Raw genomic sequence first — 13549 nt, 5'->3', positions numbered from 1 at the left:
CATGAGCAGCCCCCGCCACGTCCCCGTCCTGCTGGACCGGGTCGTCTCTCTTCTCGCGCCCGCGCTCGAGCACGACGGCGCGGTCATGGTCGACTGCACGCTCGGCCTCGGCGGCCACACCGAGGCGGTGCTCCAGCGGCTCCCGCAGGCCCGGGTCATCGGCATCGACCGCGACCCGCAGGCGCTGGCGATGAGCCGCGAGCGGCTCGCCCCCTTCGGCGACCGCTTCGTCGGCGTCCAGGCCGTGTACGACGAGATCGCCGACGTGATCGCCGGCCAGGGCCTCGCCGAGGTCGACGCCGTCCTGTTCGACCTCGGCGTCTCCTCGATGCAGCTCGACCTGCCCGAGCGCGGCTTCGCGTACGCCGTCGACGCGCCCCTCGACATGCGGATGGGCGACAGCGGCCCGACCGCCGCCGACGTCCTCAACACCTACAGCGCGGCCGAGCTGACCCGGATCCTCAAGGAGTACGGCGAGGAGAAGATGGCCCGCCGGATCGCCGACGCCGTCGTCCGGGAGCGCCAGAAGGAGCCGTTCACCACCTCGGCCCGCCTCGTCGCCCTGCTCTACGACGCCATCCCGGCGCCCGCGCGCCGTACCGGCGGCCATCCCGCGAAGCGCACCTTCCAGGCGCTGCGGATGGAGGTCAACGACGAGCTGCGGGTGCTGCAGCGGGCGATGCCCGCGGCGGTCGAGGCGATCGCCGTCGGCGGCCGGGTGGTCGTCGAGTCCTACCACTCGCTCGAGGACCGGCTGGTCAAGCGGACCTTCGCGGCCGCGACCCGACTCGACGTCCCCGACGACCTGCCGTTCGTCCCCGAGGGCGCCGAGCCGTCGTACCGGCTCGTCACCCGTGGTGCCGAGCAGGCCAACGCCGAGGAGGTCGAGGAGAACCCTCGCGCCGCCTCCGTCCGTCTCCGCGCCGTCGAGCGCATCCGTCCGAGCAGCACATCCACAGGCAAGGGAGCCGTCTGATGTCCAGCAACGAACCTCTCCGCAACCGGCTCCCGTACGTCGCGCCCCGGATCGCCCAGGCCGCCCTCGAGCGCGCCCGGCTGACCGTCGTCCCGCGGCGCCGCTCGACCGCCCCGCGGATGCCGTTCATCGCCTTCGTCACGGTGATCCTGCTCGGCGGTGTGATCGGGCTGCTCATGTTCAACACCTCCATGCAGCAGGCGGCCTTCCGGGAGAGCGCGCTGCAGCGTCAGGCCACCGACCTCGGCGTCCAGCAGGAGGCGCTCGAGCAGGACATCCAGACCCTCAACGACGGCACCCGCATCGCCGCGGGCGCGGAGCGGCAGGGCATGGTCATCCCGACCGCGCCGGCCGCCGTCCTGCACCTCGGGTCGGGCAGGATCACCGGCACGCCGACGCCGGCGACGGCCGCCGACCGTCTGCCCCTCCACCAGCCCGGTCCGCGCAAGCCGGCCTCGCTCAACCCGGGCACCGTGAAGGTCCCCGCGAAGACTCCGGCCAAGACTCCGGCCAAGACTCCGGCCAAGACCCCGGGCAAGACCTCGGGCAAGACCTCGGGCAAGACCTCGGGCAAGACCTCGGGCAAGACACCGGTGAAGGCCGGCACGAACGGCGCGCCCAACCGCGTTCACTGACCTCCCGGACGTAGGTTGGACGCCAGCCGTCACCCATCCGAGAGAGACCAGAGAGCGACGCGTTGAACCGTCCCAAGCCCAGCCGTGCCCGGCGCCTGACCGGTGAGGTCCGGCGCGGGTCGCCGCACCTGCGGATGAAGGTCGGGTTCGTCCTGATCGCCATGGTGCTGTCGCTGTTCGCCGCGCGCCTGGTCCAGCTGCAGGGCGTCGACCCGCAGTCGTACGCCGAGATGGCCGCCCGCGAGGGCTCGGTGCCGGTCGTGCTGCCCGCCACCCGCGGTCAGATCCTCGACCGCGACGGCAACCCGATGGCCGACACCATCGACGGCCGGATGATCGTGGCCGACCCGATGGTGACCTCGAAGGTCGCGCCCCAGCTGGCGACGATCCTGGCCGACAAGCTCGGGGTCGACTACTTCGACGCGCTGGAGCGGCTGCGCGGCAAGGGCCGCTTCCAGTACATCGCCCGCCAGGTGCCCGCCGCCAAGGCCGAGAAGGTCGTCGGCGACATCAAGGAGCAGTTCAAGGACGACAAGGGCCGGCTGTTCGCGGGCTTGTCGACCGAGCGCGACCCGCTGCGCGTCTACCCCAACCGCACGGTCGCGGCCAACCTGCTCGGCTTCCTCGGCACGCCCACCGCAGACGGATCGGCCCGCGCGCTGGCCGGTCTCGAGGACACCTTCAACAAGTACCTGTCCGGCAAGGACGGCAAGGCGACCTACGAGATCAGCAACGGCGCCCAGATCCCGCTCGGCAACAACACGGTCACGCCCGCGGTCGACGGCAAGACGCTCCACCTGACGATCGACCGCGACCTGCAGTACTACACGCAGCGGGTGCTGCAGCAGACCGTCGTCAACGCAGGCGGCGAGTCCGGTATGGCGCTCATCCTCGACAGCCGCACCGCACAGCTCCTCGCGCTCGCCGACTATCCGACCTACGACGCCTCGAACCCCTACGAGTACGACCCCAAGCTCTACAAGTCGTCCGCGCTGACCGACCCCTACGAGCCCGGCTCGGTCGAGAAGGTGCTCACCATCAGCTCCCTGGTCGACGCCGGCCTGGCCTACAAGGACCAGCGGTTCAAGGTCCCCGGCCGGCTCTACCGGCAGGACCGCCCGATCGGCGACTATTGGCAGCACGGCACCATCCGGCTCACCCTGGCCGGCATCATCGCCAAGTCGTCCAATATCGGCACCGTGCTCGCCGCCGACCAGTTCAAGTCCGGCCAGCTGCGCCGCTACCTGACGCAGTTCGGCCTCGGCGCGCGCACCAACCTCCTCGGTGGTGGCCGCGGCGAGAGCCCGGGCATCCTGCCGACCGGCGCGGCGTGGACGTCGCAGGTCGGCGACCGCATCGCGTTCGGCCAGTCGCTCTCGGTCAACGCGGTGCAGATGATCGCGGCGGTCAACACGATCGCCAACGGCGGCGTCTACATCAGCCCCAGCCTGATCAAGGGCGAGGCCCGTACCGACTCCGGCGCCCTGGTCGGCAGCGACACCGCGGCCAGCCGCCGCGTGGTCAGCGAGAAGGCCGCCCACGAGACGATGCTGATGATGGAGCGCGTGGTCGCCGAGGGCGCGGGCGTCGCGCCGCGGGCGGCGATCCCGGGCTACCGGGTCGCCGGCAAGACCGGCACCGCGCAGCGCGTCGTCGACGGCCGCTACGACGGCTCGACCACAGTCTCCTTCGCCGGCTTCGCGCCCGCCGACAAGCCGCGCTTCACGATCTACGTCGTCGTCCAGCGGCCGCGGGCCGGCAGCGGCGGCGGCAGCGTGGCGGGTCCGGCCTTCGCCAAGCTGATGAGCTACACCCTGCGCCGGTACGGCGTGCCGCCCACCGGCGCGAAGCCCAACCAGACGCCGGTCGAGTGGTGAGCGCCGACGCCCTCGCCGCGCGTCCCGCGCACCCGCCGGCCACGCCCCTCGCGGAGCTGGCCCGGGCGCTGGGACTGGCCGGCGGACAGCCCGACGTCGCCGTCACCGGCATCACCCTCGACTCGCGCCGGGTCCGGCCCGGCGACCTGTACGCCGCCGTCGCCGGCGCGCGGGCCCACGGGGCGAGCTTCGCCGCGCAGGCCGCCGCGTCCGGCGCGGTCGCGATCCTGACCGACCCCGAGGGCGCCGACCTGGCCCGCTCCTCGGGGCTGCCCGCGCTCGTCGTGATGCACCCGCGCGCCGTCCTCGGCGCGGTCGCCGCGCAGGTCTACGGCCGGCCCGCGGCGGCGCTGCGCACGATCGGCGTCACCGGCACCCAGGGCAAGACGACGATCACCCGGCTGCTCGACGGCGGCCTCCTGGCGGCCGGTGTCCGCAGCGCGGTGGTCGGCACGGTCGGCACCCGCATCGCCGGGCAGGAGGTGAAGACCGCGCTCACCACGCCCGAGGCGCCCGACCTGCACGGTCTCTTCGCGCGGATGCTCGAGCTCGACGTCGCCGCCTGCGCGATGGAGGTGTCGAGCCACGCGCTGGTGATGGGCCGGGTCGACGGCGTCGTCTTCGACGTCGCCGTCTTCGCCAACCTCGGCCGCGACCACCTCGACTTCCACGCCGACGTCGAGGACTACTTCCAGGCCAAGGCGATGCTCTTCACGCCCGAGCACGCCCGGTTCGGCCTGGTCTGCGTCGACGACGAGCACGGCCGCCGGCTGGTGAGCGAGGCGTCGATCCCGGTGCGCACCTATGCGGTGGGCGCCGACCGCGCGGCCGACTGGACGGTCTCCGAGGTGAGCCTGGGTGCCGACGGCTCGACGTTCGTGGTGCACGGGCCCGACGGCGTACGGGTGACGGGGAGCGTGCCGCTGGCGGGGGAGTTCAACGTCGCCAACGCTCTCGCCGCCATCGCGTCGGCCGCCGAGGCCGGCTTCGACCCGCACGCGGTCGCCGACGGGATCGGCCGCTCCGGCGGCGTTCCGGGGCGACTCGAGCGCATCCTGACCGACCGCGACCTCACCGTGGTCGTCGACTACGCCCACAAGCCCGACGCGGTCGATGCCGTCCTGCGCACGCTGCGTCCGGTCACCCGCGGCCGGCTGATCGTCGTGATCGGCGCGGGCGGCGACCGCGACACCGGCAAGCGCCCGGTGATGGGAGCCATCGCCGCCGAGCTCGCCGACCTGGTCGTCGTCACCGACGACAACCCGCGCACCGAGGACCCGGCCGCCATCCGCGCCGAGGTCCTGGCCGGCGCCCGCACCGGCACCGCCGAGATCCTCGAGATCGGCGACCGGCGGGCCGCGATCGCCGAGGCACTGGCGCGCGCCGGCGCCGGCGACGTCGTCCTGGTGGCGGGCAAGGGGCACGAGAGCGGCCAGGAGGTCGCCGGCGTGGTCCACCCGTTCGACGACCGCGACGTCGTCCGCGAGGTGCTCGCCGCGCTGCCCCGGGGCGACTGAGGTGAGCGTCACGGCGGGGGAGTCGGGGCCGGGGCCCCGCGTGCGGCAGAATGCCCCGGTAGCGCTGACCGATGCGACCCTGGAGGAGACGACGGCGTGAGAGCGATTCTGCTCGGTGGTGGCATCGCCCTATTGATCTCGCTGCTCGGCACCCGGGTGGTCATCAACCTGTTCACCCAGTGGGGCTACGGCCAGGAGATCCGGGACGACGGCCCGACGAGCCACCACACCAAGCGCGGCACGCCCACCATGGGCGGTGTCGTGATCATCCTGGCGGCGGTCATCGCCTACTTCCTGGCCAAGCTGATCACGATGACGACGCCCAGCGCGTCGGCGCTGTTGTTGCTCTTCCTGTTCGTCGGGATGGGCCTGGTCGGCTTCCTCGACGACTTCATCAAGATCTCCAAGCAGCGCAGCCTCGGGCTGCGCAGCAAGGCGAAGATGGCCGGTCAGACCGTGATCGCGCTCGTCTTCGGCGGGCTCGCGCTGTCGCCCTGGCTGGAGGACTCCCACGGCCGGACGCCGGCCAGCGAGAAGGTCTCCTTCCTGCGCGAGCTCGACTGGTTCGTGCTGCCGATGGTCCTGGCGATCCTGCTGATCTGGCTGTTCGTCGCCGGCTTCAGCAACGCGGTCAACCTCACCGACGGGCTCGACGGCCTCGCGGCCGGCGCCTCGGTCATGGTCTTCGGCGCCTACACTCTGGTGAACATCTGGCAGAACAACCAGCTGTGCCAGAAGGCGCCGAGCGCGAGCTGCTACAACGTCCGCGACCCGCTCGACCTGGCGATCATCGCCGCGGCCATCACCGGCGCCTGCTTCGGCTTCCTGTGGTGGAACGCCTCGCCGGCCAAGATCTTCATGGGCGACACCGGCTCGCTCGCGCTCGGCAGCGCGCTCGCCGGCTTCGCGATCCTGACCCGCACCGAGCTGCTCCTCGTCATCCTCGGCGGCCTCTTCGTGCTCGAGACGGTCTCGGTGATGATGCAGGTCGGCTTCTTCAAGCTCACCAAGGGCCGCCGGATCTTCCGGATGGCGCCGATCCACCATCACTTCGAGATGCTCGGGTGGGAGCAGGTGACCGTGGTGATCCGGTTCTGGATCATCACCGGCCTGTTCGTCGCCACGGGCCTCGGCATCTTCTACGCGGAATGGGTGGCCCGGCTGTGAGCCGAGACGTCTCCACGCTCGGACGCACGGACGCCTGGGACGGCGTGCGCGCCGTCGTCGCCGGCTTCGGCGCCAGCGGCGCCGCGGCGGTCGACAACCTGCTCCACCTCGGGGCCGACGTGCACGCCGTCGCCGAGTCGGTCAGCCCCAAGCTGCTCGAGCGCGTCGAGCTGCTCGAGGTGCTCGGCGCCCGGATCGACATCCACGAGGGCGCGACGGCCGCGCTGCCCGACGACGTCGACGTCCTCGTCGTCTCGCCGGGCTTCCGGCCCGACGCCCCGATCATCGTGGCCGCGCGCGAGCGCGGCGTGCCGGTGTGGGGCGAGGTCGAGCTCGCCTGGCGGCTGCGCGACCCCGAGCAGCCGGCGCCCTGGCTGTGCGTCACCGGCACCAACGGCAAGACCACGACCGTGCAGATGCTCGACAGCATCCTGCGCGCCGCCGGGCTGCGCAGCGTGGCGGCCGGCAACGTCGGGCTGCCACTGACCGAGGCCGTCATGGACCCCGAGCCCTACGATGTCATCGCCGTCGAGCTGTCCAGCTTCCAGCTGCACTACACCGACTCGATGTCGGCCGAGAGCGCCGTGGTGCTCAACGTCGCCGAGGACCACCTCGACTGGTACGACTCGATGGACGACTACGCCCGCGACAAGGGGCGGATCTACACCAACGTCCAGCGGGCCTGCGTCTACAACGTGGCCGATCCGGCGACCGAGGAGCTGGTCCGCGAGGCCGACGTGATCGAGGGCGCCCGTGCCATCGGCTTCACGCTCGGCACGCCCGCGGTCGGCATGCTCGGCGTGGTCGAGGACATCCTGGTCGACCGCGCGTTCATCGAGGAGCGCTCCACCAGCGCCGCCGAGCTCTGCACGCTCGACGACCTGGCCTCCAGCGCGCCGCACTTCGTCGCCAACGCGCTGGCCGCCGCGGCGCTGGCGCGCGCGCACGGCATCAGCCAGGCCGCCGTACGCGACGGGCTGAAGGCGTTCCGTCCCGACGGCCACCGGATCGCCGTGGTCGCCGAGCACGACGGCATCACGTGGGTCGACGACTCCAAGGCCACCAACCCACACGCGGCGGCGTCCTCGCTGGCCGCCTTCGAGCCCGTGGTGTGGGTCGCCGGCGGGCTCGCCAAGGGCGCGGCCTTCGACGAGCTGGTGACCGCCGTCGGCGGGCGGCTGCGCGCCGCCGTGCTGATCGGGCGCGACCGTCAGGTGATCGCCGACGCGCTTTCGCGACACGCACCCGATGTGCCGGTCTTCCAGGTCGAGAGCCCTGAGACTGGTGGGGCAGTCGGTGACGACCTGATGAGGCGGGTCGTGGCGGCAGCGGCCGAGGTCGCCCAGGCGGGCGACACCGTCCTGCTGGCGCCGGGATGCGCCTCGATGGACCAGTTCACCGACTACGCCGCCCGGGGCGACGCCTTCGCCGCGGCCGTGCGGGAGCACGTCGGCACGAGCTGATCACCACCGGACAAGGAGCAAGGGGGCCGTCATCACCACCGCGAACCCCGAGCGCACCCGGCCCGGCGTCGCCGCGCTGCTGCGTCGCGTCCCGCGGCCCAAGGTGCCCCAGGTCCGCGTGCCCCAGCTCGGCAGCCTGCGCACCGCGCGCAGCCCCCGCCACGGCTGGACCCGCTCGCTCAAGGACGCGCTCGACCGGCCGCTGACGACCTACTACCTGCTGCTCGGCGCCACCGCGCTGCTGCTGACCATCGGCCTGATCATGGTGCTCAGCGCGTCGAGCGTCGCGTCCTACCGGGCGACCGGCGACTCCTACGCCATCGTCAAGCGCCAGGTGATGTGGGTCGCGCTCGGCGTGCCCTGCGCCTTCCTCGCCTCACGGGTGTCGGTGAAGTGGGTCAGAGGCCTGGCCTACCCGGCCTTCTCGATCTCGCTGCTGCTGCTCGTCGTGACCGCCTTCGCCGGGCGCGAGGTCAACGGCAACACCAACTGGCTGGTGCTCGGGCCGGTGCAGATCCAGCCCTCCGAGATCGCGAAGTTCTCGCTGATCATCTGGGCCAGCCACATCTACGCCAACAAGGAGCGCCGGCTCGGCAACATGCACCAGATGCTGGTGCCCGTCGTGCCCGGCATGATGCTCGCGACCGGACTGGTCGTCGCCGGCAAGGACCTCGGCACCGCGCTGATCTTCTTCGCGCTGCTCGTCGCGATGCTCTGGGTGGTCGGCGCCCCCGGGAAGATGTTCCTGATGGCCTTCCTGGGCGTCACGGTCGTCGTCCTCGGCCTGGTCGCGACCAACCCGGTCCGCATGGAGCGCATCTCCAGCTTCACCGACCCGTTCCGCGACTTCGCCAAGACCGGCTGGCAGCCCGCCCACGGTCTCTACGCGCTGTCCAGCGGCGGGATCTTCGGCGAGGGCATCGGCGCCAGCCAGCAGAAGTGGAGCCGGCTGCCGGAGGCCCACACCGACTTCATCTTCGCCGTCCTCGGCGAGGAGCTCGGCCTGATCGGCACGCTGCTGGTGATCGGCCTCTTCCTCGTCATCGCCTACGCCGGCGTCCGGGTCGCCCGCGAGACCAAGCAGCCCTTCGTGCGCTACTGCACCTTCGGCATCGTGGTCTGGCTGCTCGGCCAGATGATGATCAACGTCGGCATGGTGCTGGCGCTGCTGCCGGTCATCGGCATTCCGCTTCCCCTCGTCTCCTACGGCGGCTCGAGCCTGCTCCCGACCCTGGCCGCGCTCGGCCTGGTGATCGGCTTCGCGCGGCGCGAGCCGGCGGCCGCGCGGGCGCTGGCGCAGCGGCGCCGGGCCCGGTCGGCCGGGCTCTCGGCGCGCGGGTAGGTTCTCCCGCGTGAGGATTCTTCTGGCCGGTGGGGGAACGGCGGGGCACACCTCGCCGCTGCTTGCGACCGCGGACGCCCTGCGCCGCCTCGACCCCGACGTCGAGATCACCTGCCTCGGCACGCCCCGCGGCCTGGAGAACAAGGTCGTGCCCGCGGCCGGCTACCCGCTGCGGCTGGTGCCGCCGGTGCCGCTGCCGCGCAAGCCCGGCAAGGACCTCGCGCTGGTGCCCTCGCGGCTGCGCGCCGCGGTCAAGGCCGCGCTCGACATCGTCGACGAGATCCGGCCCGACGCGATCGTCGGCTACGGCGGCTACGTCTCCATGCCGGCCTACGTCGCCGCCCGGCGCCGCAGGCTGCCGCTCGTCGTCCACGAGCAGAACGCGCTGCCCGGCATCGCCAACAAGTTCGGCGCGCGGGTCGCGCGCCGGGTGGCGGTCAGCTTCCCGGACACGCCGCTGCGCAAGGCCGAGTACGTCGGCCTGCCGGTGCGCCGGATGATCAGCACGCTCGACCGGCCGGCGCTGCGCGCCGAGGCACGGGCCTTCTTCGGCCTCGACCCCGACCTGCCCACCCTCGTGGTGACCGGCGGATCGCAGGGCGCGCGCCGGCTCAACCAGGCGGTCAGCGGCGCGGCGCCGGTGCTCGGCTCGGCGGGCATCCAGGTGCTGCACGTGATCGGCCCCAACGGCGCGAGCGACCCGAGCTGGCGCGAGCCGGTGGCGACCGGCGTCCCGTACGTCGTCCTGCCGTTCGTCGAGCGGATGGACTACGCCCTCGCCGCGGCCGACCTGATGGTGTGCCGCTCCGGAGCGTCGAGTGTCGTCGAGGCGTCGTCGAGCGGGGTGCCCGCGATCTTCGTGCCGCTGCCGATCGGCAACGGCGAGCAGGCGCTCAACGCCCGTCCGGTCGTCGAGGCCGGGGGAGCGCTGCTCGTCGAGGACGCCTCGTTCTCCGCCGACTACGTCGCCGACGCCGTCCCGGCGCTGCTCGGCGACCCCGACCGGCTGGCGCGGATGGGCGCGGCCGCCTCGCAGCTCGTGCCGCGTGACGCCGATGACAAGCTCGCCCGGATCATCCAGGACGTCGCCCGGTGAAGATCCCCGTCCCCGGCGAGATCCTCGCCGCCGACCGGCTCGGCCGGGTCCACTTCGTCGGCATCGGCGGCGCCGGCCTGTCCGGCATCGCCCGGCTGATGCACCAGTCCGGCGTGGCCGTCAGCGGCAGCGACGCCAACGACTCCGCAGTCGTCCGGGCGCTGCGGGACGAGGGGATCACCGTCCACGTCGGCCACGACGCCGCCCACCTCGACGGCGTCGACACCGTGATCGCGACCACCGCGGCCCGCGAGGACAACCCGGAGATCGTCGCCGCGATCGCCCGCGGGCTGCGGCTGTGGCCGCGCTCGGCCGGCCTCCAGTCGGTGCTCGCCGGACGGCGCGTGGTCGCCGTCGCCGGCACCCACGGCAAGACCACGACCACCGCGATGGTGACCGTGGCGCTGCAGGAGGCGGGCCTCGACCCGACCTTCGCGATCGGCGCCGAGGTCGAGACCCTCGGCACCAACGCCCGTGTGGGCTCCGGCGACGTCGTCGTCGTGGAGGCCGACGAGTCCGACGGCGCCTTCCTCGTCTACACCCCCGAGATCTCCGTCATCACCAACGTCGACGCCGACCACCTCGACCACTGGGGCACCGAGGAGGCCTACGAGGCCGCGTTCGCGGAGTTCGCCGCGCGGGCGCAGGTGACCCTCGCCGAGCGCACCGACCTGGCCTCGGTCACGGTCGGCTTCTTCGACGGCGCCGACCTGCACGGCTCCGAGCTCAACATCGACGGCGGCCGCACCCGCTTCCGGGTCACGCACCGGGGCGCCGACCTCGGCCGGGTCGAGCTCGCCGTCCCCGGGCGTCACTACGCGCAGGACGCGCTGCTGGCCCTGGCCGTCGGCCTCGAGCTGGGCGCCGACCCGGCCGCCCTGATCCGCGGGCTCGCCCAGCACCGGGGCGCCAAGCGGCGGATGGAGCCGATCGGCTCGGTCGCCGGCGTCCAGGTCTACGACTCCTACGCCCACCACCCGAGCGAGATCCGCGGCGACCTCGAGGCCGCCCGCTCGCTCGTCGACGGTGCCGACGACGGCGGCCGGCTCATCGTGTGCTTCCAGCCGCACCTGGTCTCCCGGACCCGGATCTTCGGCGCCGAGATGGGCCGTGAGCTCAGCGCCGCCGACGAGGTCGTCGTGATGGACGTCTACGTCGCCCGCGAGGACCCCGACCCCGACGTCACCGGCGCGCTGGTGGCCGGGGCGGTCGGGCTGCCGGGTGACCGGGTGCGGTTCGTGGGCGAGCGGGCCGACGTCGTACCGACGCTGGTCGGGCTCGCGCGCCCCGGCGACCTGGTGCTCACCCTCGGCGCCGGCGACGTCACGACGATCGCGCCCGCGCTGGTCGCCGCCCTGGCAGACGCGGAGCGAGGCGATGGCGAGGGGTAAGCGCCCCGGCGGTGCCGACAGCACGCTCGAGCGGACCCGCAAGGCGTTCGCCCGGCGGCAGCGTGCCCGCCGCTGGCTGACCTGGCGCTACCTGCTGGCCGGCGTGCTGATCGTCGGCGCGATCGGGTTCGGCGTCTACGCCATCTACTTCTCGTCGTGGCTGCGCACCCAGAGCGTCGACGTCGTCGGCAACGCCCAGCTCACCGACAAGCAGGTGCTGGCCACCGCCGCGGTGCCGCTCGACGGGCCGCTGGCCACCGTCGACCTGCACGCCATCGAGCTGCGGCTCAAGGCGCTCGCGACCGTCAAGACGGTCGACGTCTCGCGCAAGTGGCCGCACCAGGTGCGGATCGAGATCGTCGAGCGGACCCCGGTCGCCGTCCTCGACCGGGGTGACCGGCTGACCAACCTCGACGCCTCCGGCGTCGCCTTCGGCCACCTCGCCAAGGCCCCCGCCGGCCTGCCCCGCGTCAAGGTCGGCCCCGCCGCCGACGGCGACGCGCTCGCCGAGGGCGCCGCCGTCGTCGCCGCCCTCGACCCACAGGTCACCCAGCTCGTCGACTACGTCGAGGTGCAGACCGTCGACGAGATCGTGCTCCACCTGCGCGACGGCCGGCTGGTCCGGTGGGGGAGCTCGGACCGGGCCAAGGACAAGGCCGCCGTCCTGCTCCAGCTGCTCAACCGCAAGGCCACGCTGTACGACGTCTCGGTCCCCGGCGCCCCGACCACGCGCTGAGCGGATGCAGGAATCCCCGCTTCAGCGGGGATTCTTGCGCTTCCTGACGGTTGCAACCGTCAGGAAGCGCAAGTAAAGGCCAGGGAGTCGGCGTGTCTGCGCCGCGACGGCCGTCGGCGTCCCTACTGTCATGAGCACGACGAGGTTGACATAACTATAACCCTCAGGCTGAGGGTAAGGGTTGTGCGACACGCCGGACGGCCGCCGGGGAAGGGTGGCCGACCGCCTACAGACGACGACAACACACACCTATCTGGAGAGGTGCAGCCGTGGCAGCAGCACAGAACTACCTGGCCATCATCAAGGTCGTCGGCATCGGTGGTGGCGGCGTCAACGCCGTCAACCGGATGATCGAGGTCGGCCTCAAGGGTGTCGAATTCATCGCGATCAACACCGACGCCCAGGCGCTGCTGATGAGTGACGCCGACGTCAAGCTCGACATCGGTCGCGAGCTCACCCGCGGCCTCGGCGCGGGCGCCAACCCCGACGTGGGCGGCAAGGCCGCCGAGGACCACGCGGAGGAGATCGAGGAGGTGCTCAAGGGCGCCGACATGGTCTTCGTGACCGCGGGCGAGGGCGGCGGCACCGGCACCGGCGGCGCGCCCGTCGTGGCGCGGATCGCGCGCTCGCTCGGAGCGCTGACGATCGGCGTCGTGACCCGGCCGTTCACCTTCGAGGGCGCGCGCCGCAAGAAGTCGGCCGACGAGGGCATCGAGCGGCTCCGCGAGGAGGTCGACACCCTCATCGTGATCCCCAACGACCGCCTGCTCCAGATCTCCGACCGCAACGTCTCCATGCTCGACGCCTTCAAGCAGGCCGACCAGGTCCTGCTGCAGGGTGTCTCCGGCATCACCGACCTGATCACGACCCCCGGTCTGATCAACGTCGACTTCGCCGACGTCAAGGCGGTCATGAGCAACGCCGGCTCCGCGCTCATGGGCATCGGCTCCGCGCGCGGCGAGGACCGGGCGCTGGCCGCGGCCGAGATGGCGATCAGCAGCCCGCTGCTCGAGGCGTCCATCGACGGCGCCCACGGCGTGCTGCTCTCGATCGCGGGCGGCTCCGACCTCGGCATCTTCGAGATCAACGAGGCCGCCGCCATGGTCGCCGACGCGGTCCACGCCGACGCGAACATCATCTTCGGCACGATCATCGACGACGCCCTCGGCGACGAGGTCCGGGTCACCGTCATCGCCGCCGGCTTCGACGCCGTCCTGCCCAAGCGCCGCGACGAGACCGCCGTACGGCGTGACGCGAGCCGGCCGCAGACGCCGGCCGAGTCCCGCCCGGCCGCCGGCACCGCGGGCGCGGTCGCGAGCCGTCGTCCCGAGCGCCCCGAGGCCGACGCG

At 72.6% G+C, this 13549-nt stretch carries 11 protein-coding genes; all 11 read left to right on the top strand.

Annotated features, from left to right (window positions below; translation table 11 throughout):
• The first annotated feature begins 1 nt into the window (after nt 1).
• Nucleotides 2-976, top strand: a complete 975-nt coding sequence (gene rsmH, locus AB4880_RS16030) for a 16S rRNA (cytosine(1402)-N(4))-methyltransferase RsmH (protein ID WP_367920223.1) — start codon at nt 2-4, stop codon at nt 974-976.
• Nucleotides 976-1611, top strand: coding sequence for a cell division protein FtsL (ftsL, locus tag AB4880_RS16025; RefSeq protein WP_367920222.1), 636 nt, complete (start codon nt 976-978; stop codon nt 1609-1611). Before rsmH ends, ftsL begins: the two co-directional genes overlap by 1 nt.
• 62 nt (nt 1612-1673) lie before the next feature.
• Entirely contained in the window at nt 1674-3488 is a 1815-nt protein-coding gene (locus tag AB4880_RS16020; RefSeq protein WP_367920221.1) for a peptidoglycan D,D-transpeptidase FtsI family protein, read from the top strand.
• Nucleotides 3485-5005, top strand: a complete 1521-nt coding sequence (locus AB4880_RS16015) for a UDP-N-acetylmuramoyl-L-alanyl-D-glutamate--2,6-diaminopimelate ligase (protein ID WP_452440266.1) — start codon at nt 3485-3487, stop codon at nt 5003-5005. Before AB4880_RS16020 ends, AB4880_RS16015 begins: the two co-directional genes overlap by 4 nt.
• 96 nt (nt 5006-5101) lie before the next feature.
• Nucleotides 5102-6172, top strand: coding sequence for a phospho-N-acetylmuramoyl-pentapeptide-transferase (mraY, locus tag AB4880_RS16010; protein WP_367920220.1), 1071 nt, complete (start codon nt 5102-5104; stop codon nt 6170-6172).
• Nucleotides 6154-7635: a UDP-N-acetylmuramoyl-L-alanine--D-glutamate ligase gene (gene murD, locus AB4880_RS16005; RefSeq protein WP_367920219.1), complete on the top strand. Its 1482-nt coding sequence runs from the start codon at nt 6154-6156 to the stop codon at nt 7633-7635. Before mraY ends, murD begins: the two co-directional genes overlap by 19 nt.
• Nucleotides 7636-7753: 118 nt before the next feature.
• On the top strand, nt 7754-8977 hold the full coding sequence (ftsW, locus tag AB4880_RS16000; protein WP_367920218.1) for a putative lipid II flippase FtsW: 1224 nt from the start codon (nt 7754-7756) through the stop codon (nt 8975-8977).
• Between the two features lie 10 nt (nt 8978-8987).
• Nucleotides 8988-10073, top strand: coding sequence for an undecaprenyldiphospho-muramoylpentapeptide beta-N-acetylglucosaminyltransferase (murG, locus tag AB4880_RS15995; RefSeq protein ID WP_367920217.1), 1086 nt, complete (start codon nt 8988-8990; stop codon nt 10071-10073).
• Nucleotides 10070-11464 carry a UDP-N-acetylmuramate--L-alanine ligase gene (gene murC / locus AB4880_RS15990; protein ID WP_367920216.1) on the top strand — a complete coding sequence of 465 codons (1395 nt, stop codon included), beginning with the start codon at nt 10070-10072 and terminating at the stop codon, nt 11462-11464. Before murG ends, murC begins: the two co-directional genes overlap by 4 nt.
• Nucleotides 11451-12200 carry a cell division protein FtsQ/DivIB gene (locus AB4880_RS15985; protein ID WP_367920215.1) on the top strand — a complete coding sequence of 250 codons (750 nt, stop codon included), beginning with the start codon at nt 11451-11453 and terminating at the stop codon, nt 12198-12200. Before murC ends, AB4880_RS15985 begins: the two co-directional genes overlap by 14 nt.
• Before the next feature lie 269 nt (nt 12201-12469).
• Nucleotides 12470-13549 (top strand): cell division protein FtsZ (ftsZ, locus tag AB4880_RS15980; RefSeq protein ID WP_367920214.1); only part of this gene is annotated, 1080 nt, incomplete at its 3' end.

It is taken from the genome of Nocardioides ginsengisoli, from assembly GCF_039537225.1.
Taxonomy (GTDB): Bacteria; Actinomycetota; Actinomycetes; order Propionibacteriales; family Nocardioidaceae; genus Nocardioides; species Nocardioides ginsengisoli.
This window is presented reverse-complemented; position numbering and strand designations above follow the sequence as displayed.

Coding starts and splice junctions, on each gene's coding strand:
- ftsL (WP_367920222.1), top strand. CDS start 976: ATGTCCAGCAACGAACCTCTCCGCAACCGGCTCCCGTACGTCGCGCCC.
- murD (WP_367920219.1), top strand. CDS start 6,154: ATGGGTGGCCCGGCTGTGAGCCGAGACGTCTCCACGCTCGGACGCACG.
- rsmH (WP_367920223.1), top strand. CDS start 2: ATGAGCAGCCCCCGCCACGTCCCCGTCCTGCTGGACCGGGTCGTCTCT.
- AB4880_RS15985 (WP_367920215.1), top strand. CDS start 11,451: ATGGCGAGGGGTAAGCGCCCCGGCGGTGCCGACAGCACGCTCGAGCGG.